This window comes from Aquisalimonas asiatica (assembly GCF_900110585.1).
In the GTDB taxonomy this organism is placed as follows: domain Bacteria; phylum Pseudomonadota; class Gammaproteobacteria; order Nitrococcales; family Aquisalimonadaceae; genus Aquisalimonas; species Aquisalimonas asiatica.
This window is the reverse complement of the sequence record NZ_FOEG01000001.1, coordinates 976,344-1,002,722: the sequence shown is the minus strand read 5'-3', so window position 1 is coordinate 1,002,722 and position 26,379 is coordinate 976,344. Positions and strand designations below refer to the sequence as shown.

Here is a 26,379-nt window from a genome sequence, read left to right as displayed (position 1 = left end):
GCGGCGGCAATGGCGAGGCTCTTGATCTCGCGCCCGCGCTCGGGGTCCAGCTCCCGCCAGTAGCGCTCGGGCCGGCCGTGGCGGCGGTCGTGGTCCGCTGTCACGGGGTCGAGGTGGCGGGTGCACTCGTACTCGGGTGTGTCGGGCAGTGGCTGGCTGGTGTCCATGAAGCGGTAGAGCTCTTCCCACGCGAGCATTACCTCCCAGTGTTCTCTGGGTGAGTCGGGGGTGGTGATCACGATGTCCTCGGTGCGGTGCAGGAGCACGATCTGGTAGTAGCTGCCGCCGCCGTAGGTGGGCAGGCGTCGGACGTAGGGCTCGAAGTCGATGAAGGGTTTTTCAACGCGGCCCTTTGATCGTCCGCCCCAGAAGCTGACCATGCCGGTGGGGCGGATCAGCCGGGTGTCGCGCTTGGGACGGGCCCAGCCTTTGTGGATGATGGTGTGGGAGACAAACCAGATGACGCCGAAGACCGCGAGATAGATCGTGTTGAGTCGTATGAACTCCTGCCCCCTGTCGCTGAGGCCCATGAGGACGAGAATTATCCCCATGTGGACGATTGCAAGGACCGTCAGAATCGGTGCAAAAAAGTATACGTAGGCGAGTACTGATGCGATCTCGAGCCCACCCGCCCAGTTCCGGTGGTAGTACTTGTCGGCAAGCCCGAGAGAGAACACCCCTTTCTGTGTCGCCGTGCGCTTCTGAAACGATTCCAGCATGCCCACTTCATCGCTTGATGCCGTGAATTCCCTGCATTGCACGCCACTCAGGTTAAGGGGCCGTCCGTGCGCTTTCCGCATGAAGGCCGTTTTGTCGGAGAGGTCCTTCCGCGGCAGGGATTCCGGAATCTCCCGGCTATCGAAAGCGGTCTCGGCGTAGTAAGGGGCGGTGGCGCGCGTTGCTTCGGCGTTCTTGCTCATAGCGTTAGTGGAGAGGGTCGCGGCGTGAGTTCGGCGAATACCGGAGGTGCATGGGGTCGGCGGTGAACCAATGCTGCTCCGGCGTTCCTGATTCGTTGGATTCTTCGGTGTTTGAGGGCCAGAATGGTATTGGTGGCGTGTTTGACCCTGTCGTTCTCATTCGGGCCTGGACGACGCAACTTCGACCGTCGTTCCACGAACTCCCGAGCCATTCGTTCCTGTTCGGGATACGAAACCACCACGATCTTGTGGCGTCTGCGGCGTCGGGGACTGCCTTGGTGCCAAGCAGGTAGAGATTGACCTCGTCGCCGATTTCGGCCGTCACCTGCAGCTCCAGGTCTCGCCCTTCCTCAAATGCTGCGGGCCAGCGAACATCAACCCGGACGGCTTCGTCGCCCAGGACGTTTTCCTCCCGAAGTTCAATGGACGGGGATTCCAGGATGGTCAGCAATGCTGCCGCGATCTGCTCGCCGTCAAGCTGTGCATACTCTTCGGTCAGTCGCTCATCCGGGTCCGCTCCGAAGGGACCGAACGACGCCCACCTGTCCAGTGGAGAGAGTGAGAACTGCCTGGCGACCAGGCCGGCAACGATACCGATGGCGAGAAAGGCCCAACCCCAGGGTCCCATGCCGAAGAGCAAGCCGACTGCGCCGCGTCGGGCGGCGGCCCCCAGGAGACTGGCCGTAAGCCCCGCCATGGCGGCTGCTTCGACGCCGTGGGCGATTCCGGCCCCGAGCTCTCCGTTTCGTAACCGGTACTCCATATCCCAGACAGCCAGGGCCGCGCTGAAGCCGGCGAGAGCTGCGCCGGCTACGCCAAGTGTGGTTGAAGGGCCGAGAAAGGGAACGTTGATCGAGCCGAGTACCAGTCTGTCTGCAATCCGTCGTCCGGTAAGCATGGCCATACGGTTCGCTGTGGCTTCCCGCCCGGACAGGTTTACGCTGAACTCGGTGAGTGCGTGAATGATCCCCAGAACGTTCAGGGTGTACTGGGCCAGTTCACGCCCGCCACGTTGCTCGCGATCTCCACTGGATGATCCGTTGACAGCACCGACCAGGCTCAGAATCTCCGCAATGGCAACGAGCGCCGGCAGCCCCGTGTTTGCTGACCGGAGTACCCTGTTCCTCCTGACAACCTGATCGCTCACATTCGCGTCAGGCTCATGCCATTGGCGCGCGTAGTCCGAGGTGACGGGAACAATGACCACGTCTCCGGTCACCCGGTGAAGACCATCCTTGCCAACGCGCCTGAATACCTCTGTCCAGTTCCGTTCGTTGACGGGCTCGGGGTCGACGCCCGCCAGCCCGAGTCGTCGCACGTCGGCCGTGCCCACGCGCTCCAGGGTGTCCGGGTCAAGCACGGCAATGGGCTCATCTGGCGGGTTTTTTACCATGGCTTTTATAAGGGGGCGCCGGTTCTGGTCGCCGCCGCTTGCTTTTCTTTTCGGTCGTGGCCCAACGCTGACACTCGCGTCAGCGATCACCCAGCCATCGGGAACGGCCTCACCGGCGCGCAGTACCCGCATGCCGGTCATCTCGGGTGTCTGCCCGGCTTTGGTGAGTCGCATGAAGATATCCAGCGACACGGACTGTGACTGGTCCAGTGCCGCCATCCATTCACGCTCGAAACACAGGATGAAATCGCTGACCGCCCGCTGTGCGAGTTTGGCGATGTCCTTGCCCACCTGCCACGATCCCTGGCCGAGGAAGCCGTTGGTGCTCATGGCGAGTGCGCCAGGGCGGAACTTCGTGGTGCCGTCAATGAAGCTGAGGTCGTCAGTGGACGGAGCGGCTTCACTGTCGATGTCGACCTGGTCCGCGTCCGGGAAGAGCATACTGAAAAGGGGATGGTCGGTTTCGAGCAGTGTGGCCCGCCAGGCGTCAATGGGATCCGTTTCCGGCGCGTCGGAGTCAGCGTCGTAGGCTTCGTCGTAGGCGGAAGGGTCCGGTCCGGCGCCCGCCATGACCGCGTTCATCACGCTCCAGAGTTGCCAGTAATCAATGGGCGGGCGTGCCGCGTAGTCCTGCAGCGCCGTGATGATGGTCAGGTGTTGGGATACGTAGTCGGAAACCGGTTCACCGTTCGGGCATCGGCCATTGAGCCAGTGGGCAAGCGCATCGCGGTGGGCGCGGATTCTCTTCCGGATGTCTCTGCGTTTCTCGGTCTGCAGAATCTCTTCAATACGGTCACGGTCCATGCGCCTGGCAATGTCGCGGAGTTCCCGGGCTTCGGTAGACCGGTCCTTGTACCGCCTGGCTCTGTGCTGCCGACTTCGTCCGCCGTCGCGGCTGTGGCGTGCGTGCAATTCCTCATTGTAGAAGAGCCCGTTTGCGTAGACGGCGCTGGCGGCATGGTCGTGTTCGGAGATTTCCTCGATGCACTGCTTCAAGGCCCGGGTATCGGTCTGGATGGTGTTGACGTACTCCAGGGCGATGCCCATTGGGTCGTGCAGCGCCATGATCGCGAACCCGGCAGAGATATCCTCCTCGGTGATGCCAGGGAGCTGGGGGGCTTCATCGGGATCATCGGATTGATTGCAGTGGTCTTCCGCGGTTTCCGTGGGAACGAGAAAGGTGGATCGAAGGTTGCCGATGTCCGGGTCGCCGTCGTAGGCGGCCAGGTCCAGCCGCTGGCACCGGGAGTCCCTCAAGGCGGCATCCACGGTGATGTCGTAGGACTCGTAGACCGCCAGATCGGGGCAGTAGCGGCGGTCATCGTCGGCGAAGCCGCCCGTGCGCTCGATGGTGGCCCAGCTCCACTGGATCTCGGCATAGGCGACCTCGACGACGGTCTCCTCGCCATTCATGCGGTAGGGAAGAGTGACGTGGTGCATCAGCGATTCGCAGGTGGCGGGGCGATCGTCCTTGCCCTGGTGCCGCGCGAGATTCACATCCCGGAACACCTCGCCCTCGTTGCTCACGGCGAGTTCCCGCCACAGGTGGCCGTTCACGAAGATATAAAGCCAGCCGTCGCGCACGGGAGCAAGGTGTGCGCCCTCCGGGTCGGCGAAACGTGCCGGCACGACCGGCATGACTCCCACGTCAGGTTGCCTTTCCGTGTCGTCCGCCGGGTCGCTGTTCACATCACCAAGCGGAATGCGGTACCGGTCACCCGCAGGCCCCGATGACCCGCCGTAACCACGCGCTTCGAGGGCGTCGCTGAGCGACGAGGGGTAGGGTCCGGCGCTGTCCCGCAGCTCGAGTTCCATACGAGACGAACCGGGTGTGTCCGTGCCGAAGCGAAGCTCGCTGTAGGGGGTACCGCTGTCGCCGTCAACCACGTCGGCGGCGTTCATTGGTCTGGTGCATTCCCGGGCGCTCATGCGTCGTCGTCTCCACTGACGATCGTCTCGCGCGACACCCGGTGAAACCCGCTCTTCTCCCCCAGTCGATACTGGTGCCTGGGCTCCGCAGGCTCCATCTCCTCGGCGCTGCCGCCGTGAATGCCGGCAGGGACCGGTCCCCCGGGCTGAGACAAAGGCATGGGTGGTGTGTTGTGGAGATTGCTGACCATGTAGTCCCCCTGGCGCACGGCGGGCTGTCCTTCGATCAGGACGTCGGGGGAGAACGTCACGAACTCCGCGGCGCCCTTGACGGTCCCGGAGGTAACGCCGCCGCAGCTGCCCGGTTCGTTGCCCACGCTCTGGGCGAACAGGGATCCCGCGTGGCAGACCGGATGGCCGTTGACCATCACGGTGGTGGCGGTGCCCACTGCATCGGCCGAGGAGGCAGTGCTGTGGAAGAGGTCGGTCTTGCACTTCGGCGGCGTCTTGCAGACGTCAGGTGCTGTCAGTGTTCCGCCCGATCCGGCGTGAACGGCGGTGCGTCCGTTGATGAGTAAAGTGGCCATGGGGTCCCTTCCTTGATGATTGATGGTTCCATTCCCTCAGAACCAGGGTCGAACGGGCGTCAAGGGTGCCGGCTTACGGAACGGTGGAACTGCTGCGGGCATGGCAACCTCTCCCTGGCTGAAGTGCCGACCAGATCCTTGGCGGCTGATAGTGCGTGGTCGTGCGGTGCTTCGTTTGTACCCTCCAAAGCATGCCGTTTCGTGTGGGAGAGGGCAAGCCCGGGCGATTCGGGTCGCGCGGTGGCGGTTCTCGCCACCGCGCATCCAGGCCGGTATCAGTCCTCGACCAGAATGTAGGAGCCGTCCTCGTCGTGGGTCTCGCGGCCGGTTACCGGGGGGTTGAACGAGCAGATCAGGCGCATTTCCTTGTTGCCGCCACGGAGGATGTGCCGGTCATGCTTGTCCAGAGCATAAAGAATGCCGTCGTGGATCTGGTGCACTTCACCGGTGGCGAGGTCCTCGATGCTGCCGTCGCCTTCGACGCAGTAGACGGCCTCCAGGTGGTTCTTGTACCACAGGTGCAGCTCGGCGCCGGGCGGAATGCGGGTTTCATGGAAGGAAAAGCCCATGCCGTCCTTCTTCAGCAGCATGCGGTAGCTGGTCCAGCCTTCGCCCTGGACTTCCCGATCCGTGCCTTTGATTTTCTCGATGTCGACGATTTTCATTGTGTGCTCTCCTTTGGTGACCGATCGGTAATGACACCATGGTGCCGCACCTGCAGGCGCATTGCACCAACCGGCGGGGCGGAAAGGGGCCCTGAGCTTCCGTCATGGTGGGGCTTCGGTGATGGTGGACCTGAAGGTCCACCCTACGGGAGCTACGGGAGCCGGGCAGGCATGACCTGGCGTAGGGCGGACCTTCAGGTCCGTGTCCATCGAACAAAAAAAAGCCGAAGCCACCGGCAACGGGTGGCTTCGGCTGCACTGTTCCACATCGGGTTGCCGACGCCGGCTCAGGAGGCCTTCTGGGCAGAGATGCCCAGATCACCCATGGCAGCGACCAGGCTCTCTTCGATGATGGTCAGGCCCTTCTCCAGGTCATCGTCCTCGATGACGCACGGCGGCAGCAGTTTCAGCACCTGGTCATCGGTGCCGGCCGTCTCGATGATGAGACCCCGCTGGAAGGCATGCTCGGAGATCTTCTCCGCCAACTCGACGTTGCCGAACTCGATGGCCTGCATCATGCCGCGACCGCGCGGGCAGCCCCGGGCGTTGGGATACTTGTGCGCCAGCCCTTCCAGGAACTCGGCCATGCGCTGGCCCTTGCGGGCGATGTCCTTCTCGAAGCGGTCGTCGGACCAGAACAGCTCCAGCGTCCGTTTTGCCGTGACGAACGACGGATTCTGGCCGCGGAAGGTGCCGTTGTGCTCGCCCGGCGCCCAGATATCGTGTTCGGGCTTGATCAGGGTGATGGCCAGGGGCAGGCCATAGCCGCTCAGGGATTTCGACAGCGTCACGATGTCCGGTTTGATCCCGGCTTCCTCGAAGCTGAAGAAGTGGCCGCAGCGGCCCAGGCCGGTCTGGATGTCGTCGACGATGAGCAGCATGTCGTATTTCCGGCACAGCTTCTCCAGGCCCTTGAGCCATTCCAGGTCGGCCACGTTGACGCCACCCTCGGCCTGCACCGTCTCGGTGATGACCGCCGCGGGCACGTCGATGCCGGAGGCGCTGTCGGAGAGCATCCGGTCGATGTACTCCAGGCTGTTGGTGTCCGGTCCGAGGTACCGGTCGAAGGGCATGTGCGTGGTGTTGTCCAGGGTCACGCCGGCGCCCTGACGCTTGAAGCCGTTACCGGTGACCGAGAGCGAGCCCAGGGTCATGCCGTGGAAGGCGTTGGTGAACGCCATGATGGTGTCCCGCTTCTTGACCTTGCGGGCAACCTTCAGTGCCGCTTCCACGGCGTTGGTGCCGGTGGGCCCGGGGAACTGGACGCGGTAGTCCATGCCCCGCGGCTTGAAGATCAGCCGGTCCAGGGTGTCCAGAAACTCGGCGCGCGCCACGCTGGCCATGTCCAGGCTATGCGTGATGTTGTCATCGCTCAGGTACTCGATCAGCGCTTTCTTGAGTTTCGGGTGGTTGTGCCCGTAGTTCATCACGCTGGCACCGGCGAAGAAGTCCAGATAGGCCTCGCCCTCGGTGTTGTACATGTACGAGCCGCTCGCCTTGGCGAACGTGGTCGGGAAACCGCGCACGTAGCTGCGAACTTCCGACTCGTGCTGATTGATGATCTGCATGTGGTCCATGGTCATGAGACTGTCCTCACGGCTTGAGTTGATTGGGCCGGTCCGCGTCGTAGGGGCCGATGAAGTACCACTCTTCGGCCTCGTGATCGCCTTCCGGCGGAAACTGGTCTTCCCGGAAGCCCTCGGTGGGCCTGATGGCGGTGTCGAGCTCCCGGGCGATGGCGGTAAACAGGGCTCTGGAGGCGTCGTTGGACGGCGAGATCGTGGTCTCCAGCGTCGTTGCACCCGCCGCTCCCGGGCTCTGCAGGAAGGCGCGCAGCAGTCGCTTGCCAAGGCCCTGGCCGCGCATGCTGGCATCCACGCCCACTTGCCACAGGAAGATGCTGTCCGGCCGCTGTGGCGGGCGGAAACCGGTGACGAAACCGACGATGCGTCCTTCGTTCTCCGCCACGACGCATGTGCCGCTGAACTCCCTGGCCAGCAGCATGTACATGTAGGCCGAGTTCAGATCCAGTACTCCCGATTCTTTCACCACGCGCCAGATTTCTGCGCCGTCTTCCACAGTGGGATTACGAAACTGCACTGGTTTGAGTTCGTTGCCGCTCACGCTATCAATCCCCGATGGGTTGCCAATATTTCACGGCCGGCAGGCAGCACGCACGTGCTGACGGCAGATCGACGCCAATGCCCGGTTGCCGGACACGACGGCACTCAGGTCGCCAGTGGCAGGCGTCAGGTCGCGGGAAGAGACCTCGAAACGAGATCTTGGGAGGTGCATCCGGCTACCAGCCGACGTGGTCGGAACAGGTGCTGTGCGGTAAGCCAACGATTGGCCTCTCGGTTTCAGTTCGGCGGTTATTCAAGCATTCTTTTCCTTGCTCGTCAAGTGTGGATTTTCATTTTCCGGGTCGTTTAGATAGCTATTTTTTTTGATTTATTTTTCAATTCTCCTTTTAATTAATAGGGTGACAATTAGTTTCTGCATTAACGCTTTCTTTTCTTTTACGGAGTCCGTCACATCGTGGCCACCCGGCGGTTGACTGCGGCGCGCGTGGGGCGGACTATTGCCGCGGGAACGGCGCCGCGGTGCGCGCAGCCCGTCAAACGGATTTCACGAGCGATCGCAGCAGATGATGGTTCCGACCCTGGCCTCCCTGGGGGCACTGTTCGTTTCAGTTGGGATCCTGCTCCTCGGGGGTGGGTTGCTCGGCACGTTATTGTCCGTACGACTCGGGGTGGAGGGGTACTCCGCCTCCGTTATCGGTCTGGTCATGGCGTGTTATTCGGTCGGTTTCGTGCTGGGCACTCTGGTCTGCGACCGTATTATCCAGAAAGTGGGGCATATCCGTGTGTTCGCTGCCCTGGCTGCGGTCGCGGCCTGTTCGGCGCTTGTTCACGGGCTCCATCTCGACCCGGTCCTGTGGGCGGTGATGCGTGTCGTCTTTGGCTTCTCCATCGCCGGTCTTTACATGGTGGCGGAGAGCTGGCTCAACGATCGCACGCCTCGAGAGGTGCGGGGCCAGGTGCTGGGTGTTTACGTGGTTGTGTCGTCGCTGGCGCTCGGCTCGGGCCAGTTCCTCCTCGGCGTGGGCGATGTGTCCGGCCACCAGTTGTTCAGCCTGGCGGCCATGTTGCTGGCGGCGGCCCTCATCCCCGTGGCCCTGGCACGTGTACCGTCGCCCGAGTTGAGGCCCACGGGCCGCATCGGGCTCAGGCAGCTTTACTGGATCTCGCCGCTGGCGACCATTACGGCCATGGGTGCGGGCGTCACCAACGGCTCCTTTTTCGCGCTGGGGCCGGCGTTTGCCGTGGATGTGGGATTCAGCTCCGGCGAGGTGGGCACCTTCATGGGGTCGGCCGTGCTGGGTGGTCTGTTCCTGCAGTATCTGATCGGTCGGTTGTCCGATCGTTATGACCGCCGTCGCATGATAGTGGTGGTGGCACTGCTGGTTGCCGGTTCCAGCCTCACCATGGTGGCGATGCAGGGGCAGCCGACCTGGACGGTCATCCCCGTTGCTGTGGTCTGGGGTGGCACCAATTTCACCATGTATGCCCTGGCCCTTGCGCTGGCCCATGACTTCATGGAGCCGGACGAGCGCGTTCCCGCCAGCGCCACCTTGCTGCTGGTGCATGGGATCGGCATGATCATTGGCCCCGTGGCGTTGTCCCAGTTCATGGGGTTTACGGGCGCCCACGGCCTGTTCTTCGGATTGGCGGTGGTGACCGTACTGATCGCCCTGTTCGGGTGGTACCGCGACCTTGTGGGTGAGTCCATCGAGGTGGAGACCCAGGAGCGGTACACGGCCACGCCCCAGGCGGCCCACTCGACGCCGTACTGGGCCGGGCTGGATCCCCAGGGGGAAGACGATCAGCTGGAGTTCGAATTCGAGTTTGCAGACGATGAATGAAGCAGCCCGGTAGCCGTTGCCCAGGGCCAGGAGTGCAGGACATGAATACCAACGAACCGCAGGCTGACGCGCCCGTTCTCGCCGTGGACGCGGCGACAGACGCCTGCACCGTGGCGTTGTCCGCGGGTGGGCGTATCGCGTGCCGTGGCGGCGTCATGCCCAGGGAGCACGCGGCCCGGCTGCTTGGCCTCGTGGACGAGGTGCTGGAGGAGCTCCAGGTTCGTGTTGCCGACCTGGCTGGCCTGGCCTGGTGTCACGGCCCGGGCGCCTTTACCGGCCTGCGGATCGCAGCGGGGGCGGTGCAGGGGATTGCGTGGGGTGGCCGGGTGCCGGTGATCGGGGTGTCCACGCTGGCGGTGATGGCTCAGGGCGCAGCCCGCCGCCAGGGGGCGTCCCGTGTCTGCAGCGCGCTGGATGCGCGCATGGGCGAAGTGTACTGGGGATGCTACGCCCGGGACGATGACACCGGCCTGATGCACGCCGTGGTCGAGGACCGCGTGTGTGCCCCGGGTGATGTTGTCGTGCCGGACGGCTGGGGCGGTTTCACCGCGGTGGGGACTGGCTGGTCCGCCTATCCGGAGGCCCTGGCCGTGCGCAGCGGTGCGCCGGGCGCCACAGATGACGTGACCTTGCCGGATGCCCGCGACCTGCTGCCGTTTGCCCACCATCGTATCGCCCTGGGTGATACGGTCGCGGCCCGCGACGCCGTGCCGGTCTATCTCCGCGACCGGGTCACGGGCTGAGCGGCAACCAGGTTGCGGCCCGGAAAGAAATGCTCTAAAAATAGAGCGAGCGCTCGCTCTATTTTTTGGGGGCATGATCGTCAATGAGTGAGATCCACCTGATCCGTCACGGCCAGGCGTCGTTCGGCAGCGACGACTATGACCGTCTCTCCGAGACCGGTCGCCAGCAGTCCCTGCGCCTGCGCGACCACTGGCGTGCACTGGGCATGCGTTTCGACGTGATCTACTGCGGCATGCTCCACCGTCAGCGCACCACGGCAGACATTCTCATGAGCGGCCAGCTCGCGCCCGAGTGGCGCGAATCCGCATGCCTCGACGAGTTTGCCCACCAGCCCGTGCTGCGGGCCTGGGCCCGCCGGCTGCGGCAGCAGGATCCGGACAGCATGCCGGATCGCGAACTGCTCAACTCCGACCGCCGCGTCTTCCAGCGCTTCTATGCCGAAGCCATGACCGCCTGGGTGGACAGCCGCCTGCCCGCCGCCGAGGGGCTGGAGCCGTGGCCCACGTTCCGTGAGCGTTGCAGCGGGGCGCTCGATGAGCTGGTGCGGGATCACCCCCGCGGAGCCCGGCTGGGCGTGGTGACCTCGGCCGGGGTGATCGGCGTGCTCGTGGGGCGTGTTCTCGGCATGGACGATCACGCCGCGGTGCGGCTGGGGTGGACCATCTACAACAGCTCCCTCACGCGCCTGCGCTTCGGCAGCTGCAACGGGGCGAGTCTCACGGACTTCAACGCCGTGCCTCACCTGGAACACCCTGATTTTGCCGAGATGATTACGTTCCGATGACTGCGGTGGCAACAGGCAGCGAGGGCTTTCCCGCGTTCCGTCGTGCGCTCTGCAGCCGGCAGGAGGAGTTCCTGCGGGAAGTCTACGAGCGCCACCAGGACGTCATCCGCATCAAGTCGGAGGCCGTGGCCCTGCGCAAGCTCGGGCTGATCTTCGAGAAGACGCTGGAAATCAGCAACCAGAGCGGATTCCAGGCGACCAGCGTGCGCGACCTCAGCGAGGCGACCGGCATCAGCATGGGGTCGCTGTATTCCTATATTGAAAGCAAGGATCGCCTGCTGGGGATGATTCTCAGCTACGGCCAGGTCGTGGTGGACCGGACCCTGCGCATCCCGGACACGGTGACTGGCCCGGTTGCCAGGCTACGCCACGTGCTGCGCACGCATGTGTACGTCACCGAGGTGCTGCAGCCGTGGTTCTATTTCTCCTACATGGAATCCCGCCATTTTGATCGCGACGCGCGCGAACGCGCCATTGCCGGTGAGCTGCGCACGGAGCGGCTGATCATCGGCCTGCTGGAAGAGGGGATCGCCCAGGGTGCATACGGGATCGAGGATCCCGAGTTCACTGCGGCCTTGATCAAGCCGCTGTTGCAGGAGTGGTACCTCAAGCGCTGGAAGTATCGTCGGCGCAACATCAGCGCGGACGGCTACGCTGATGGCATGATCGCATTCGTTGAGTCCGCCGTCGTCCGCCTCGAACCGGCAGCGACGGCGACAACCGTTACGGGAGAGAAGCACCAATGACGCAGAAGAACCTGTTCGACCTGACCGGCCGCGTGGCCCTGGTGACCGGTGCCAGCCGCGGGATCGGTGAGGCCAGTGCGCGACTGCTGGCCCAGCATGGCGCCCACGTGATCGTCTCCAGCCGCAAGCAGGAAGTGTGCGAAGAGGTGGCCGAGAGCATCCGCGCCGACGGCGGCAAAGCCTCGGCTTTCGCCTGTCACGTGGGCACCATGGAGCAGATCACGGCGATCTTCGATCACATCCGCGAGGCCCATGGCCGGCTCGACATCCTGGTGAACAACGCCGCCGCCAACCCCTACTTCGGGCACATCCTCGACACCGACCTGGGGGCCTACCAGAAGACCGTGGACGTCAACGTGCGCGGCTACTTCTTCATGTCCACCGAAGCCGGGAAGATCATGCGCGAGCAGGGCGGTGGCAGCATCGTCAACGTCGCCTCCATCAACGGCGTCAGCCCCGGCAACATGCAGGGCATCTACTCCATCAGCAAGGCGGCGGTGATCAACATGACCAAGGCCTTCGCCAAGGAGTGCGCGCAGTTCAACATCCGCTGCAACGCGCTGCTGCCGGGTCTGACCAAGACCAAGTTCGCTTCGGCGCTGTTCGAGAACGACGACGTGCGCAAGGGCGTGATGACCGCCATCCCCATGCAGCGCCATGCCGAGCCCGAGGAGATGGCCGGCACCATCCTGTATCTCGCCTCCGACGCGTCCAGTTACGCCACCGGAACCTGCGTCAACGTGGACGGTGGCCTGCTGGCCTGAGGAGGCGCCATGGTCGGGGACTTCAAGGGCAAGGTGGTACTGGTCACCGGCGGTGCGTCCGGGATCGGGCGGGCCATCGTCGAGCGCCTGGCGGCGCGGGGCGCCACCCTGGTGATTGCGGACATCCTCCGCAAGGAAGGCGAGAAGGCCGCCGCGGCCGCCCGGGAACAGGGGGTGGATGCCCGCTTTCTGCCCCTGGACGTGCGCGAGCCCGACGAAGTCCGTGACCTCGTGCAGGCCATCGTGGAGGCCCACGGCCAGCTTGACTGTGCGGTGAACAATGCCGGCGTCGAGCATGGCCTGCAGGCCCTCGCGGACGTCGGTGACGAAGACTGGGACCGCATCCAGGAGATCAATCTCAGGGGCGTGTGGCTGTGCCTGAAGCACGAGCTGCCGCAGATGGTCCGGCAGGGGCGGGGGAGTATCGTCAACCTGGCCTCGGTGGCCGGGCTGGTGGGCGCGCCGCTGCTCGGGCCCTATGCCGCGAGCAAGCACGGTGTCGTCGGCCTCACCCGCACCGCGGCGCTGGAGTACGGCCGCATGGGCGTGCGGGTGAACGCCGTGTGCCCCAGCACCATCCGCACCGAGATGTTCCAGCGCTCCCTGACCGGGCGTCCGGATCTCGCCGAGAAACTCGTTCGCAACTCGCCCATGCGCCGGCTCGGCGAGCCGGGCGAAGTGGCCGAGGCGGTGATCTGGCTGTGCTCGGACGCGGCGAGTTTCGTCAATGGCCATCAACTTGCCGTCGACGGCGGCATGACCGCGCAATAGCGCGATAACCGGGACGACATCCATGAACGAAATGCTGATCAACAGCCGCGACCTGCGGTTCCAGCTCTATGAGCTGCTGGGCGTCGAGACCCTGACGCAGCGCGAGCGTTTCGCCGAACACAGCCGCGAGACCTTCGACGCCGCGCTGGAGACGGCCCGGCAGATCGCCGAAGAGCAGTTCGCCCCGCACAACCGCAAGGGCGACGAGAACGAGCCGGTGTTCCGGGACGGCCGGGCCGAGACCATCCCCGAGACCAAGACGGCGTGGCACGCGTTTGCCGAGGCCGGCTTCCTGGCCGCCCATCACGACGCCGAAGACGGCGGCATGCAGATGCCCACGACCATCCAGCAGGCGTGTCACGGCTATTTCTTCGCCGCCAACGTCTCCACCGCCGCCTATCCGTTCCTCACCGTGGCGGCCGGCAACCTGCTCAGCGCTCACGGTAGCGCCGAGCAGAAGGAGCGCTGGCTGCCGCCCATGCTCGACGGCCGCTTCTCCGGCACCATGGCCCTCACCGAGCCCCACGCCGGGTCCTCGCTGGGCGACCTGCGCACGCGGGCGATCCCGCAGGACGACGGCAGTTACCGCATTGTCGGCAACAAGATCTACATCTCCGGTGGCGAGCAGGACATCACCGACAACATCGTCCACATGGTGATCGCGCGCATCGAGGGTGCACCGGCGGGGGTGAAGGGGATCTCCCTGTTCATCGTGCCCAAGTACCGCCTGGACGCCGACGGCAATCCGGCCGAGCCCAACGACGTCACCCTGGCGGGGCTGCTGCACAAGATGGGCTATCGCGGGACCACCTCCACGGTGCTCAACTTCGGCGACAACGGCGACTGCCACGGCTATCTGGTGGGCGAGGCCAACAAGGGCCTGGCCTACATGTTCCACATGATGAACGAGGCGCGGATCGGCGTGGGTGTGGGTGCGGCCCTGCTGGGCTACACCGGTTACCTGCACAGCCTCGACTACGCCCGCAACCGCCCCCAGGGCCGGCCGGTGACGGCCAAGGGCGAGGGCGGCCAGATTCCCATCATCCAGCACGCCGACGTGCGTCGCATGCTGCTGGAGCAGAAAGCGTATGCCGAGGGTGGCATGGCGCTGTGCCTCTACGCCGCCTCGCTGTTCGATGACACCAGCACCGGCCCCGACGCCGCGAGCCGCGCCGAGGCGCAGGAGTTGCTGGACCTGCTCACCCCGGTGGTGAAGTCGTGGACTGCGGAATACGGCTGCAAGGCCAACGATCTGGCCATCCAGGTGCTCGGCGGTGCCGGCTACACCCGGGACTACCCGGTAGAGCAGTTCTATCGCGACAACCGCCTCAACCCCATCCACGAGGGCACCAACGGCATTCAGGGCATGGACCTGCTGGGGCGGAAAATGCACCAGAACGGCGGTGCCGGCTTCAAGGCGCTGCTTACCCGCGTGAGTGCGGCAGTCGAAGAAGCCCGGGGTCATGACGAGACGGCGCCGCTGGCGGCCGACCTGGAGCAGGCCATGGGCACGGTGACGGCCACTGCCAGGGCGCTGGGCGAGGCGTTCGGCAGCGCGGGACCCGAGCGCGTCATGGCCAATGCCTCCGTCTACCTGGACCTCATGGGCCGGTTCGTCGTCAGCTGGCTGTGGCTGCGTCAGGCCACGGTGGCGGCGCGCGCACTCCCGGACGCCCATGCCGACGACACCGCCTTCTACCAGGGCAAACTCCAGGCGGCGCGCTACTACCTGCGCTGGGAGCTGCCCCGGATCGAGCATCAGAGCCGCCTGCTGCAGGGGCTCGACGACACCTGCCTCGCCATGCGCGAGGACTGGTTCTGAAACCGAGGAGAGACCATTGAGTGACAACAACCGTCAGGTCAAATTGATCCAGCGTCCCGAGGGCGAGCCCGCCCCGGACATTTTCGAGGTGGCCGAGGCGCCGATGCCCGAGCCGGGCGAGGGCGAGTTCCTGGTCAAGGTGCTCTACCTGTCCGTGGACCCCGCCATGCGCGGCTGGATGAACGCGGGCCGCTCGTACATCGAGCCGGTGGAGCTGGGCGACGTGATGCGTGCCGGCGCCATTGGCCGGGTCATCAGCTCCCGGAACAGCGCCTTCAGTGAGGGCGACTACGTCAGTGGCATGTTCGGCGTGCAGCACTACGCCGTGTCCGACGGCAAGGGTGTCCACACGGTGGATCCGTCCATCGCGCCGCTGGAGCGGTACCTGGGGGTGCTGGGCATGCCGGGCATGACCGCCTACTTTGGCCTGCTGGACGTCGGTCAGCCGAAAGAAGGCGACACCGTACTGGTTTCCGGTGCCGCGGGTGCCGTGGGCGCGACCGTCGGCCAGATCGCCAAGATCAAGGGGTGCACCGCCGTGGGCATTGCCGGTGGCGAGGACAAGTGCAACTTCGCCCGCGAGGTGGGCTTCGACGACGTGGTGGATTACAAGGCCGAGCCCGCGGGCAAGGGCATCAAGCGTGCCTGCCCGAAAGGCGTGGATGTGTACTTCGACAACGTCGGCGGCGAGATCCTGGAGGGCGCGCTGTCACGTCTGCGGCTGAACGCCCGCGTGGTGCTCTGCGGCGCCATCTCCCAGTACAACAATGCCGACGCCCTGGTGGGGCCGCGCAATTACATGGCGCTGCTGGTCAACCGGGCGCGGATGGAGGGCTTCGTGGTGTTCGATTACGCCAAGCGCTACGGCGAGGCGGCCCGGGAGATGGCCCAGTGGATCCAGGAGGGCAAGCTGCAGGCGAAAGAGCACGTGGTGCACGGTATCGACGACTTCCAGAAGCACCTGATGATGCTCTTCCGGGGCGAGAACTTCGGCAAGCTGGTGATCAAGGTGCAGGACGACTGACGACCGCAGGCACCGTAGGGTGAACCTCCGGGGTCACCATCGTGTGCCCATGCAACGCACGATCATAGAACCGTAGGGTGGACCTTCAGGTCCACCAACCCATGTCCATGCAAGACACGACCATAGACGATCGAGGAGACACCACCATGCGCGCAGTACTCTGCAAGGAGCACGGACCACCGGAATCCCTGGTGACCGAGGACGTGGCAAGCCCCGCCGTGGGCGAGAACGAAGTCCGTATCGGCATTCACGCCTGCGGCGTGAACTTCCCCGACACGCTGATCATCCAGGGCAAGTACCAGATCCAGCCGGACCTGCCGTTCTCGCCCGGCTCGGAAGTGGCGGGTGAAGTGCTGGAAGTGGGCGCCGGTGTCACCAGCGTCAAGGTGGGTGACCCGGTGATGTCGCTCACCGGCTGGGGCGGCTTCGCCGAGGAAGTGGTCATCGGCGCCGACCGCGTTCTGCCCATGCCGTCGACCATGGACTATGTCACCGGCAGCGGCTTTCCCATGGTCTACGGCACCTCCTATCACGCCCTGAAACAGCGCGCCAACCTGGCTGCCGGCGAGACGCTGCTGGTGCTGGGCGCATCCGGTGGTGTAGGCCTTGCGGCCGTGGAGCTGGGCAAGGCCATGGGCGCGCGCGTGATCGCCGCGGCCAGCTCGGATGCGAAGCTGGAAGTGGCCCGCGAGCACGGGGCCGACGAGCTGGTGAACTACAGCGAGGGCAGCCTCAAGGACAAGGTGAAAGAGCTCACCGGTGGCAAGGGCGCCGATGTCATCTACGATCCGGTGGGTGGTGAGGCGTGCGAGCAGGCCCTGCGGTGCATCAACTGGAACGGTCGGCTGCTAATCATCGGCTTCGCCAGCGGCACCATTCCGAAGATTCCCGCGAATCTGCCGCTGCTGAAAGGCTCCAGCGTCGTGGGTGTGTTCTGGGGAGACTTCGTGCGTCGTCAGCCCCAGGACAACGCCACCAACTTCCAGGAACTCTTCGCCATGCACGCCGAGGGCAAGCTCAAGCCCCATGTGTGGAAGACATTCCCGCTGGATCAGGCCGCGGATGCCCTGAACGGGCTTCTCAGCCGTGAGGCCACCGGCAAGATCGTGCTCACCACGGGCCGGAGCTGATACCGGGCGGTGTCGTCGCCCGATGCGGCGACACCGTGCCGTGCACGACCTGCAGCAGATTCAGGCGTTTGCCGGGGTGTCCGAGTGGCTGGCTGCCAGTCCGTGGATACGCTTGACCATGGCGAAAAACCCGTCCCGCCGGTTGGGGGTGAGCTGCTTGCCGAGCCCCAGCTGATTGAACAGGCCCTCGATATCCGTATCCATGATCTCCTGCGGCGTGCGGCCGGAATACGCCTTCAGGAGGATGGCTACCAATCCCTTGACGATGAAGGCATCGCTGTCGGCGCGAAAGTGCAGCCGGGGCGGTGTGGTCTCTTCCACGTCGGTGATCAGCCACACATTGCTGGTGCAGCCGTCCACCCGGTTCGCCTCGGTGCGCGCCTCGTCGGGGAAATCCGGCAGATCCCGGCCCATGTCGATGAGCAGCCGGTAGCGGTCTTCCCAGTCATCGAGGAATTCAAAGGTGTCGACGAGGTCCTGGAGTTCCATGGCGCAGCACTCGGTTCACAACTGAGGCTCCACCATAACATAAGGGCGCTGGGCGTCGCCGGGAGCTGTGGCATACTCGTGCCATGAAGGCGTCGTCGGCCGGCGGGCCGCGATGGCGCAGTCCTGACGTGGAGGTGCAATGCTGGATATCCAGTTTTACGGCGTGTTGCAGCAGGTGGCGGGAACGCGGTCACTGCAGGTGGACCTCAAGGATGACGACATCACCGTGGATCAGGTGCTGACCCGGCTCCGTCAGGATGTGCCGGCGCTCTCCGCGCACCTGCCGAGGGTGGCTTGTGCCCAGGGCGAAAGCCTGGTGCGGCGGTCTGACGCAGTGGATCCGCGCCAGCCCCTGGTGTTGTTGCCCCCGGTCAGTGGTGGTGGCGGCCCCGGTCAAGGGAGGAGCGCGTGATGCAGCGGATTACCGAAGCTCCGCTGGACGTGAACACCCTTCTGGCGGAGACCGAGAACGACACCTGCGGCGCATTCGTGGTCTTCGGTGGGGTTGTGCGCAACCACCATCAGGGGCGCGGCGTTGCGGGCATGCGTTACACCGCATATGGCCCCATGGCCGAAAAGGTACTGGAAGAGCTGGAGCAGGAGACGGTGCAGCGGTTCGGTGTTGCGGAGTGCCGCATCATGCATCGCATCGGCGAGCTCGGGATTGGCGAGGCAAGCGTGCTGGTGGCAGTGCGCTCCGCGCACCGGGCGGACTCCTTCAACGCCGGCCAGTACGCCATCGATACCCTCAAGGAGCGTCTGCCGGTGTGGAAGGAGGACTTCTACACCGATGGCAGCAGTGGCTATCAGGACGGTGTGCCCCTGGAGACGTCCGAAGTGGCGGAGTCGGGGCGGGGGAGCGGTGACCATGAGTGATGCCGTGACACCGGACGCGAGCGGCTTTGTGTCTCTCCCCATCGCGGTGCTGACCGTCTCGGACAGCCGCACCGTTGACGACGACAAGTCCGGCGACCTGCTTGCCGGCCGCATTACCGCCGCCGGCCACACCGTTGCCGATCGCGCGCTGGTGCGTGACGACGTCTACCAGGTGCGCGCGGTGGTCTCCCGCTGGATCGCCGATGAAGGCGTCAAGGTGGTGATCAGCACCGGCGGCACCGGCATTACCGGGCGCGACACCACCCCCGAGGCCGTCACGCCGCTGCTGGACATGGAAGTGAGCGGTTTCGGCGAGCTGTTCCGCCACCTGTCCTGGCAGGAGATCGGCAGCTCCACGATCCAGTCCCGTGCCGTCGGTGGCGTCGCCAACGGCACGCTGGTGTTCGTGCTGCCGGGCTCCTCGGGCGCCTGCGCCACGGCGTGGGACGGCATTCTGCTGGCACAACTGGATCGCCGTCACAAACCCTGCAACTTCGTGTCCCTGATCCCCCGGCTCCGGGAGCATCTGCACCGTTGACGCCCGGTGGCGCGGTTGTGTGGGCGGCGGCGGTGGCTATGCTGTAGATTGAACAACAGCGAACAATACAGACCACCCATGGAGGCCCCATGAAGCCACGTCATCTTCTACTCATCTGCGCGGCAGCGACGTTGCCGCTGGCCATGCAGGCCCACGCCGTCGAGGATACGCCCCAGGCGAGCGCCGAGTTCCTGGATAACGACGGCGAGGTCGTCGGTCACGCGCGCATCGAGCAGGGGCCTGTTGGCGTAATCATCAATCTGGAACTGAGTGATCTTCCCGAAGGCTGGAAGGCCATTCACATCCATGCCAAGGGTGAGTGCCACGACCACGAGGATGGGTTCCAGGCCTCCGGCGGGCACCTGAACCCGGACGATGCCAAGCATGGCTTCATGAACCCCGAAGGCCCCGATGCCGGCGATCTGCCCAACTTCTACGTCCACGACGATGGCACTGCCATGGCCGAGATGTTCAACGAGCGGGTCAGCCTGGACGGCAGTGTCGGCGCCAACATGATGCATGAGGATGGCACCGCCCTGGTTATCCACGAAGCGCCCGACGACCACATGAGCCAGCCCATCGGTGGCGCCGGTGCGCGGATCGCGTGTGGTGTGGTGGAATCCGACGACTGATCGTCACGGCGAGGGCGCCCGCCGCGGCGCCCTCGCGTCATCTGCAGGACAATCTGGCCCGGGATGGCCCCTATGGTGAGAGGGTGCCTATGCGTCGCAGAAGCTTCGTGACAGCGTGCGCTGTTGGTGTGGGGTGTCTTGGGGCCGGGCCGAACTGGCTGTTTGCCAATGGCGAGGCAACACCGCGCCGCTATGAGTCCGTGCGGCTCGTCGATGGACGCGGGGAGCCCCTGCGGGCCGGCGACGTCGAGGAAGGCCGGAATTACGTTTTTCATTACCCCTACAAGGCGACCCCCTGCTTCCTTCTGGATCTCGGCCGGTCCGTCGAGGCGCGCAACGGTCTGCGTACCCGGGATGGGGCCACATACGACTGGCCCGGCGGGGTGGGGCCGGCCGGCTCGCTGGTCGCATTCTCCGCCATCTGTGCCCACAAGATGGCCCACCCCACCTCCCAGGTGAGCTACATCGGTTTCCGCAAGCCCGGCGAGGGCGCCAACGGCGGCAAGATCACCTGCTGCGCCGAGAACAGCGTGTACGATCCCTACGCGGGCGGCGATGTGGTCTCGGGGCCGGCGGAGCAGCCGCTGGCGGCGGTGCTGCTGGAGCACGACGCGGACGACGATGGGCTCTATGCCACGGGGACACTCGGCGGCGAGCTGTTTCAGCGCTTCTTCGACGAGTTCCAGGCGCGGCTCGCCATGGAGTATCCCGGTGGTGAGCCCGATGCCCGGGTCAGGGACTACTCGGAAGTGCTGCCCATGTCGCAGTTCAGCGGGAACGTCATGCGCTGTTGAGCGCCGGGCCGGCTCAGCTGCGGCGTGCCTGGCGCAGCAGGCTCAGCACCTCGTCCGCGCCGCTGCGGCGGGCAATGGTCTCCACGGAGTTGCCGGCGTTGTCCTCGGCGCCAGCGTCCGCGCCCAGATCGAGCAGGGTGCGCACCATGTCGCGGTCGCCCCGCTCCGCGGCGCGCATCAGGGGCGTCCAGCCGTAGACGTCGCGGGCGTCCTTGTCAGCACCATGCTCCACCAGCAGGGTGACCGTCTCCCCGTGGCTCTTGGCGGCAGCCAGCAGCACCGGATTCCAGCCGTGACGGACCGTGTGGTTCGGGTCCGCCCCGGCCTCGATCAGGCGCTCCGCCGTTGCCGCGTGGCCGTTGACGGCGGCATACATGAGTGCGGTGCCGCCCTTGGCGTTGCGGGCGTCGACGCTGGCCCCCGCCTCAAGCAACGCGTTCACCAGCGCCAGCTCCCCCGACTCGGCGGCCCACATGAGCGCGGTCTTGTCCTCATGCTCCCCCGCGTCCATGGCGGCATCCGCGTTGACCCCGTCATCGAGTAGCGCCGCCACCTGCCCGGTATCCGCGTCGCGCACGGCGTCGATCAGAGCGCTCTCCGAGGCATGATCACCGTCATGATGCCCCGGAGCCGGTGCCGAGGCGACGAAAAGCAGCAATGGAAACGCCAAGAACCGCACACGATGCGTTATCATGGATTTTGGATTCCCGTTTGCAAGAACACAGTGATCACCAAGCAAATAACACCCGTGGCGGGAATGCAAGCACAACCCGCACGGGCCCGGCGGAGGTTGGTATGAGCGAAGTAACCCGGACGGACGTGGAAGCCCGGTTGCAGGCGTACACGGAACCCCATCTGGGCAAGGATCTCGTTGCGGCGGACTGCGTTGAAGACATCCGCGTCGCCGGCAGCAGGGTCGCCATTGATCTGGTTCTCGGGTTCCCGGCCAAGCGGTGGGAGCCGGGTCTGCGCCAGGCCGTGCAGGAGACGGTGCTGGAGCTGGACGGCGTGGACGAGGTCCAGGTTGGCATCCGTTCCGCCGTGGAGACCTACGGTACGCAAAGCGGCACGTCCCTGGTCCAGGGGGTGAAGAACATCATCGCGGTTGCGTCCGGCAAGGGTGGCGTCGGCAAGTCCACCACCGCAGTCAATCTGGCACTGGCGCTCGCCACGGAAGGGGCGCGCGTGGGCATTCTTGACGCTGACATCTACGGCCCCAGCATACCGCGGATGATGGGCATCAGCGGCAAACCCGATTCCCACGACGGCAAGAAGCTCGAGCCCTTGCAGAACTACGGCGTGCAGGTCATGTCGTCGGGCTTTCTCATCGACGAGGAAACCCCCATGGTCTGGCGTGGGCCGATGGTCACCCAGGCCCTGGAACAGCTACTGCGGGACACCAACTGGCAGGAGCTGGACTACCTTGTGGTGGACATGCCGCCCGGCACCGGCGACATCCAGCTGACCCTGTCGCAGAAGGTGCCCGTCAGTGGTGCCGTGATCGTGACCACGCCCCAGGACATCGCACTGCTGGATGCGCGCAAGGGGCTGCGCATGTTCGAGAAGGTGAACGTGCCGGTGCTCGGCGTGATCGAGAACATGAGCACCCACATCTGCAGCCAGTGCGGCCACGAGGAGCACATCTTCGGCGACGGCGGGGGTGCCCGCATCGCGGAGCAGTACGAGGTGGACCTGCTCGGGTCGTTGCCGCTGTCGCTGCACATCCGTGAACAGGCCGACGGTGGCAAGCCCACGGTGATCTCGGAGCCGGACAGCGCCGCCGCCGAGACCTACCGCGAGATGGCGCGACGGGTCGGTGGCAAGCTGTCGCAGCAGTCCACGGACAAGGGCAGCCGCTTCCCGAAGATCGTCGTCAACAAGGAAAGCTGAGTCCCGGGTGCCGCGCTACGGCGCGTCCCCGGCTTCTGCCGCCAGCATCGCTTCGTAGCCCGAGCGGTAGTCCGGGTAGAGAAAGCGGTAACCGCTGTCGAGCAGGCGCTGATTGCGGCAGCGCTTGTTGCTGCTGCGCACGCCACCGGCGCTGCCCTCGGTGCGGGGGCAGGGCGGCAGCCCAAGGCGCTCCGCAAGCCAGTCCACCAGTTCCACCTGGGTGCACGGGGTGGAGTCGACGCCCAGATAGACCGGCGCGGGATCCGCCAGCGTGAACGCGTGCAGCAGGGCGCCCACGCAGTCATCCCGGTGGATGCGGTTGGTGTACTGGGGTGGCTCGGCCACCACCGGGTCGCCGTTGCGCACCTTCTTCAGCATGCGCGTCCGCCCCGGCCCGTAGATGCCCCCGAAACGCAGGATCACCGCCGGGTGCCGGCTTGACCGCAACAGGGTCTCCGCCTCCAGCAGGCGCTTGCCGGAGAACCCGTCCGGCTCGGTGGGCGTGTCCTCATCCACCCAGCTGCCATCGGTGACGCCGTACACGGCCGTGCTGGTGACCATGATGATGCGCCGGGGCGACTGCGCCTGGGCGTCCAGCTGCGCCAGCAGGTTGCGCATGCCTTCGACGAACGCGAGCCGGTAGGCCTCGTCCTCGAAGCGCCCCGGTGTTGCGATGAAGTAGACCGTGTCCAGATCGGGGGGCAGCTCCGGCAGCCCGTCGGGCCGGGAGAAGTCGCCTGCCACGGGCGTGATCGCCGCCGGGACCAGCTCCGGGCGGCGCCGCAGTCCCCATACCGAGTGACCCTCCGCCGCCAGCCGTTCGCCAACGCCGCCGCCCAGGTCACCACAGCCGGCGATGAGTACGTTCGCCATGACGCATCCTCTGGTTGTCTCGTCGGTTGTCGTAGAATACGGCGTTTCCCGCGCCGCCGCGCGGGCTGCCAATGCCCCGGGATGCTACTGGAACCACGCCCATGAGTGCGAGTCGTCTGCAACGAATCCAGCAGGTGCTGAACCAGCGCCAGCCCGACCTTACCGCCGTCATGGCGGGCGTCCACAAGGAGCACAACGTCTCCGCCGTCATGCGCACGTGCGACGCCGTTGGCGCCTGGGAGATCCACAGTGTCGGCCAGGACGGGCGCCTCGTCATCAAGCGCACGGCGGCGGCCGGCGTGCAGCGCTGGGTGCGTTTACACCAGCACCCCGACGTGGCCGAGGGGTGTCGCGCGCTGCGGGATCGTGGCTTTCAGCTGGTCGCCGCGCACCTGTGTGACGAAGCCGTGGATTTCCGGGAGGTGGACTACACCCGCCCCACGGCGCTGGTTCTGGGTCGGGAGAAGCTGGGAGTGCCGGAGGCCGCCCTGGCGCAGGTGGACACCGCCATCCGCATTCCCATGGCTGGTTTTACCGACTCCCTGAACGTGTCCGTCGCCGCGGCGGTCGTGCTCTACGAGGCGCAGCGCCAGCGGCTGGAAGCGGGCCTGTACGACCAGCGCCGGCTGGATGACGAGACCTACCGGCGGACGCTGTTCGAGTGGGTCCAGCCGAAGATCGCCCGCTACTGTCGCCAGCGCGGGTTGCGTTACCCGGAACTGGACGATGAAGGGCATGTTGTCGGCGGTATCGAAGCGCTCCAGGGGGTGGATGCATCCTAATGGGCGTACCAGCGCCGCTCCATGGCGCGGTAGACCCGTTCCGGGTACCAGGTCTGGCCGAGACTGCCGTTGTAGCGGGCCAGCGCGCGGGTGAGGTTGCCGTTCTCCTTGTCCAGGTAGTGGCGGAGAATGGTCGTGCCGAAGCGCAGGTTGGTCTGGATGTCGAACAGGTTGTCGTCGTCCTGGCCGATTTCGTCGAGCCAGAACGGCATGATCTGCATCATGCCGCGGGCGCCCACCGATGAGATGGCGTAGCGGTTGAAATTGCTCTCCACCTCGATCACGGCCAGCACCAGCTCCGGGTCGAGTTCGGCGCGCGTCGCTTCGAAGTGGATCATGCGCAGGAGTTCGAGGCGTTGGTCTGCGTCCGGCACCTGGCTCGCCAGCCGCTGACTCATGTCCATGAGCCAGACCTGGGCGACGTAGCGGTTCTCGAAACTCTCCGACTCGTCCACCGCCTGCTTGAGCCGCTCGCGGAGTTCCGGCTCCACGGGTTGCCGGTCGGCGTCCTCCCGGGCAGCGGCCGGCTGCACGATCAGGGCCAGGGCCAGCGCCAGAAGGCCCAGCCGCAGGCCGGTCTGCCGGCGGGGCTTACTGCCCGAGCCTGGCGAGCAGATGGTCCACCACGTCATCGACGGCGACGTCCTGGTTGTCCGTGTCGCGGCGTCCGCGGTACTCCACGGTGCCCTGATCGAGCCCGCGTTCGCCAATGGCGATGCGGTGCGGGATGCCAATGAGTTCCATGTCGGCGAACTTCACGCCCGGGCGGGCGTCCCGGTCATCGAGCAGGGCATCCACACCGGCGTCCAGCAGCGCCTGATAGATGCGCTCGGCGGCGGCCGCAACCTTCTCCGACTTGTTCATGTTGATGCCCACCACCGCGACGGTGAACGGGGCGATGGCCTCGGGCCAGATCATGCCGTTGGCATCGTGGTTCTGCTCGATGGCTGCGGCGACGATGCGGGAGACGCCGATGCCGTAGCAGCCCATGGCCACGGGCTTGCTGGCGCCGTTTTCGTCCAGCACGGTGGCGTCCATGGCTTCACTGTACGTGGTGCCGAGCTGGAAGATGTGGCCCACCTCGATGCCCCGGGCGACACCGAGGGTGCCCTTGCCGTCGGGGCTGGGGTCGCCGGCGCCGGCATCGCGCAGATCGGCGGGCTGGGGCTCGCCGGCATCGCGCGCCCAGTTGACGCCGGTCAGGTGCTCGCCGTCGCGGTTTGCCCCGCAGACGAAATCGGCCATGACCGTGGCGGCGTGATCGGCGATCAACGGCACGTCCAGGCCCACCGGCCCCACGGAGCCGGGCCCGCACCCCGCGGCCTGGCGGATCGCCGCCTCGTCGGCCATGGTCAGCGGCGCGGCCACGGCCGGGTGCTTCTCGGCCTTGAGCTCGTTCAGGCTGTGGTCGCCGCGCAGCAGCAGGGCAACCACCGGGGTGTCGGTGCCGCGCACCAGCAGCGTCTTCAGGCAGCGCTCCAGGGGCACGTCCAGGGACGCCGCCAGTTCGTCCATGGTGTGAACGCCGGGGGTCGGCACTGTGGTCATGTCGGCGGCCGGGGCCGGACGCGGCCGTGTTGGCGGCAGGGTCGGCGCCAGCTCCACGTTGGCGGCATACTCACTGCCATCGGAGAAGACGATGGCATCCTCGCCGGAGTCGGCCAGCACGTGGAACTCGTGGGAGACGCTGCCGCCGATGGCGCCGGAGTCGGCCTGCACCGGGCGGAAGTGCAGTCCGGTGCGCTCGAAGATGCGGCTGTAGGTGTCGTACATCACCTGGTAGGTCTCGGCGAGGGAGTCGTGGTCCAGGTGAAAGGAGTAGGCGTCCTTCATCAGGAACTCGCGGGCCCGCATGACACCGAACCGCGGGCGGGTCTCGTCGCGGAACTTGGTCTGGATCTGGTAGAGGTTGAGCGGCAGCTGCTTGTAGCTGCGGATCTCCCGGCGCACCAGGTCGGTGATCACTTCCTCGTGGGTGGGGCCATAGCAGAAGTTGCGCTCGTGGCGGTCCTGGAAGCGCAGCAGCAGGGGACCGAACTTGTCCCAGCGGCCGGTCTCTTCCCACAGCTCACCCGGCTGTACCGCCGGCATGAGCAGCTCCACGGCGCCGCTGCGGTTCATTTCTTCACGCACGATGGTTTCCACACGTCGCAGTACGCGCAGCCCCAGTGGCATCCAGGTGTACAGGCCGGCGGCCAGCTTGCGGATCATGCCCGCGCGCAGCATCAGCTGGTGGCTGACGATCTCCGCATCCGCGGGGGTTTCCTTGGTGGTCGACAGTGGGAAGCGCGACAGTCGCATCGGTGATTGTGATTCCTTGTTGACGAATGGAACGGGCGCCGTGTCCGGCCGGGCCGCACA

General features: G+C 65.6%; 26 protein-coding genes and 1 pseudogene. 16 read left to right on the top strand and 11 right to left on the bottom strand.

Annotation, left to right across the window (positions count from 1 at the left end; genetic code table 11):
• The 6 genes and pseudogenes from BMZ02_RS04730 to ectA form a co-directional block, all read right to left on the bottom strand.
• Positions 1-719, bottom strand: a pseudogene (locus BMZ02_RS04730) (hypothetical protein); the annotation flags it as partial.
• A gap of 205 nt (positions 720-924) precedes the next feature.
• Positions 925-4,242, bottom strand: coding sequence for a toxin VasX (locus tag BMZ02_RS04725; RefSeq protein WP_139209143.1), 3,318 nt, complete (start codon positions 4,240-4,242; stop codon positions 925-927).
• Positions 4,239-4,769: a DUF4150 domain-containing protein gene (locus BMZ02_RS04720; protein ID WP_091640303.1), complete on the bottom strand. Its 531-nt coding sequence runs from the start codon at positions 4,767-4,769 to the stop codon at positions 4,239-4,241. The genes BMZ02_RS04725 and BMZ02_RS04720 overlap by 4 nt, the downstream gene beginning before the upstream one ends.
• 275 nt (positions 4,770-5,044) lie before the next feature.
• Positions 5,045-5,434, bottom strand: coding sequence for an ectoine synthase (locus tag BMZ02_RS04715; RefSeq protein WP_091640302.1), 390 nt, complete (start codon positions 5,432-5,434; stop codon positions 5,045-5,047).
• Between the two features lie 287 nt (positions 5,435-5,721).
• Positions 5,722-7,017 carry a diaminobutyrate--2-oxoglutarate transaminase gene (gene ectB, locus BMZ02_RS04710; RefSeq protein WP_091640300.1) on the bottom strand — a complete coding sequence of 432 codons (1,296 nt, stop codon included), beginning with the start codon at positions 7,015-7,017 and terminating at the stop codon, positions 5,722-5,724.
• A 10-nt stretch (positions 7,018-7,027) separates the two neighbouring features.
• Positions 7,028-7,558: a diaminobutyrate acetyltransferase gene (gene ectA, locus BMZ02_RS04705; protein WP_091640298.1), complete on the bottom strand. Its 531-nt coding sequence runs from the start codon at positions 7,556-7,558 to the stop codon at positions 7,028-7,030.
• 523 nt (positions 7,559-8,081) lie between these two features.
• Between ectA and BMZ02_RS04700 the strand changes: the two genes are divergently transcribed.
• From BMZ02_RS04700 to BMZ02_RS04660, 9 genes are all read left to right on the top strand, one after another.
• Positions 8,082-9,359, top strand: a complete 1,278-nt coding sequence (locus BMZ02_RS04700) for an MFS transporter (protein WP_091640297.1) — start codon at positions 8,082-8,084, stop codon at positions 9,357-9,359.
• Between the two features lie 41 nt (positions 9,360-9,400).
• Entirely contained in the window at positions 9,401-10,102 is a 702-nt protein-coding gene (gene tsaB / locus BMZ02_RS04695; RefSeq protein ID WP_171909804.1) for a tRNA (adenosine(37)-N6)-threonylcarbamoyltransferase complex dimerization subunit type 1 TsaB, read from the top strand.
• 83 nt (positions 10,103-10,185) lie between these two features.
• The gene (locus BMZ02_RS04690; RefSeq protein WP_091640293.1) at positions 10,186-10,887 is read left to right on the top strand and encodes a histidine phosphatase family protein; all 702 of its coding nucleotides are present in this window, start codon (positions 10,186-10,188) and stop codon (positions 10,885-10,887) included.
• A complete protein-coding gene (locus BMZ02_RS04685; protein WP_091640292.1) occupies positions 10,884-11,633 on the top strand; it encodes a TetR/AcrR family transcriptional regulator in 750 nt (249 codons plus the stop codon). Before BMZ02_RS04690 ends, BMZ02_RS04685 begins: the two co-directional genes overlap by 4 nt.
• Positions 11,630-12,397 carry an SDR family oxidoreductase gene (locus tag BMZ02_RS04680; RefSeq protein WP_091640290.1) on the top strand — a complete coding sequence of 256 codons (768 nt, stop codon included), beginning with the start codon at positions 11,630-11,632 and terminating at the stop codon, positions 12,395-12,397. Before BMZ02_RS04685 ends, BMZ02_RS04680 begins: the two co-directional genes overlap by 4 nt.
• A gap of 9 nt (positions 12,398-12,406) precedes the next feature.
• On the top strand, positions 12,407-13,168 hold the full coding sequence (locus BMZ02_RS04675; protein ID WP_091640289.1) for a glucose 1-dehydrogenase: 762 nt from the start codon (positions 12,407-12,409) through the stop codon (positions 13,166-13,168).
• 22 nt (positions 13,169-13,190) lie between these two features.
• Positions 13,191-14,990: an acyl-CoA dehydrogenase gene (locus tag BMZ02_RS04670; RefSeq protein ID WP_091640287.1), complete on the top strand. Its 1,800-nt coding sequence runs from the start codon at positions 13,191-13,193 to the stop codon at positions 14,988-14,990.
• 16 nt (positions 14,991-15,006) lie between these two features.
• Positions 15,007-16,014 carry an NADP-dependent oxidoreductase gene (locus BMZ02_RS04665; protein ID WP_091640286.1) on the top strand — a complete coding sequence of 336 codons (1,008 nt, stop codon included), beginning with the start codon at positions 15,007-15,009 and terminating at the stop codon, positions 16,012-16,014.
• 146 nt (positions 16,015-16,160) lie between these two features.
• Positions 16,161-17,144 (top strand): NADPH:quinone oxidoreductase family protein, encoded by a 984-nt coding sequence (locus BMZ02_RS04660; RefSeq protein WP_091640284.1) that lies wholly within the window; start codon positions 16,161-16,163, stop codon positions 17,142-17,144.
• 60 nt (positions 17,145-17,204) lie between these two features.
• On the opposite strand, the gene BMZ02_RS04655 is transcribed toward BMZ02_RS04660, so the two are convergent.
• Positions 17,205-17,633 (bottom strand): SufE family protein, encoded by a 429-nt coding sequence (locus tag BMZ02_RS04655; RefSeq protein WP_091640282.1) that lies wholly within the window; start codon positions 17,631-17,633, stop codon positions 17,205-17,207.
• Between the two features lie 139 nt (positions 17,634-17,772).
• On the opposite strand from BMZ02_RS04655, the gene BMZ02_RS04650 reads away from it, so the two are divergent.
• The 5 genes from BMZ02_RS04650 (at position 17,773) to BMZ02_RS04630 (ending at position 20,473) form a co-directional block, all read left to right on the top strand.
• On the top strand, positions 17,773-18,045 hold the full coding sequence (locus tag BMZ02_RS04650; protein WP_245753935.1) for a MoaD/ThiS family protein: 273 nt from the start codon (positions 17,773-17,775) through the stop codon (positions 18,043-18,045).
• Positions 18,045-18,509 (top strand): molybdenum cofactor biosynthesis protein MoaE, encoded by a 465-nt coding sequence (locus tag BMZ02_RS04645; RefSeq protein WP_091640281.1) that lies wholly within the window; start codon positions 18,045-18,047, stop codon positions 18,507-18,509. Before BMZ02_RS04650 ends, BMZ02_RS04645 begins: the two co-directional genes overlap by 1 nt.
• Positions 18,502-19,047 carry a molybdenum cofactor biosynthesis protein B gene (gene moaB / locus BMZ02_RS04640; protein WP_091640279.1) on the top strand — a complete coding sequence of 182 codons (546 nt, stop codon included), beginning with the start codon at positions 18,502-18,504 and terminating at the stop codon, positions 19,045-19,047. The genes BMZ02_RS04645 and moaB overlap by 8 nt, the downstream gene beginning before the upstream one ends.
• A gap of 89 nt (positions 19,048-19,136) precedes the next feature.
• On the top strand, positions 19,137-19,679 hold the full coding sequence (locus BMZ02_RS04635) for a superoxide dismutase family protein (protein WP_091640277.1): 543 nt from the start codon (positions 19,137-19,139) through the stop codon (positions 19,677-19,679).
• A gap of 89 nt (positions 19,680-19,768) precedes the next feature.
• Positions 19,769-20,473 (top strand): Rieske 2Fe-2S domain-containing protein, encoded by a 705-nt coding sequence (locus tag BMZ02_RS04630; protein ID WP_091640275.1) that lies wholly within the window; start codon positions 19,769-19,771, stop codon positions 20,471-20,473.
• A gap of 13 nt (positions 20,474-20,486) precedes the next feature.
• Here BMZ02_RS04630 and BMZ02_RS04625 read toward each other — a convergent pair whose 3' ends face one another.
• A complete protein-coding gene (locus BMZ02_RS04625) occupies positions 20,487-21,167 on the bottom strand; it encodes an ankyrin repeat domain-containing protein (RefSeq protein ID WP_091640273.1) in 681 nt (226 codons plus the stop codon).
• Positions 21,168-21,268: 101 nt separating this feature from the next.
• Here BMZ02_RS04625 and apbC point away from each other — a divergent pair, with 101 nt between their 5' ends.
• Positions 21,269-22,363, top strand: coding sequence for an iron-sulfur cluster carrier protein ApbC (gene apbC / locus BMZ02_RS04620; protein WP_091640271.1), 1,095 nt, complete (start codon positions 21,269-21,271; stop codon positions 22,361-22,363).
• A gap of 15 nt (positions 22,364-22,378) precedes the next feature.
• Here the strand turns inward: apbC and BMZ02_RS04615 are convergent, their stop codons facing one another.
• Positions 22,379-23,236 (bottom strand): SDR family oxidoreductase, encoded by an 858-nt coding sequence (locus tag BMZ02_RS04615; protein ID WP_091640270.1) that lies wholly within the window; start codon positions 23,234-23,236, stop codon positions 22,379-22,381.
• Between the two features lie 101 nt (positions 23,237-23,337).
• Between BMZ02_RS04615 and trmH the strand changes: the two genes are divergently transcribed.
• On the top strand, positions 23,338-24,018 hold the full coding sequence (gene trmH / locus BMZ02_RS04610) for a tRNA (guanosine(18)-2'-O)-methyltransferase TrmH (protein WP_091640268.1): 681 nt from the start codon (positions 23,338-23,340) through the stop codon (positions 24,016-24,018).
• Here trmH and BMZ02_RS04605 read toward each other — a convergent pair.
• Entirely contained in the window at positions 24,015-24,650 is a 636-nt protein-coding gene (locus tag BMZ02_RS04605; RefSeq protein ID WP_091640266.1) for a lytic transglycosylase domain-containing protein, read from the bottom strand. The genes trmH and BMZ02_RS04605 overlap by 4 nt on opposite strands.
• Entirely contained in the window at positions 24,610-26,319 is a 1,710-nt protein-coding gene (locus tag BMZ02_RS04600; protein ID WP_091640265.1) for a proline--tRNA ligase, read from the bottom strand. The genes BMZ02_RS04605 and BMZ02_RS04600 overlap by 41 nt, the downstream gene beginning before the upstream one ends.
• Between the last annotated feature and the right edge of the window lie 60 nt (positions 26,320-26,379).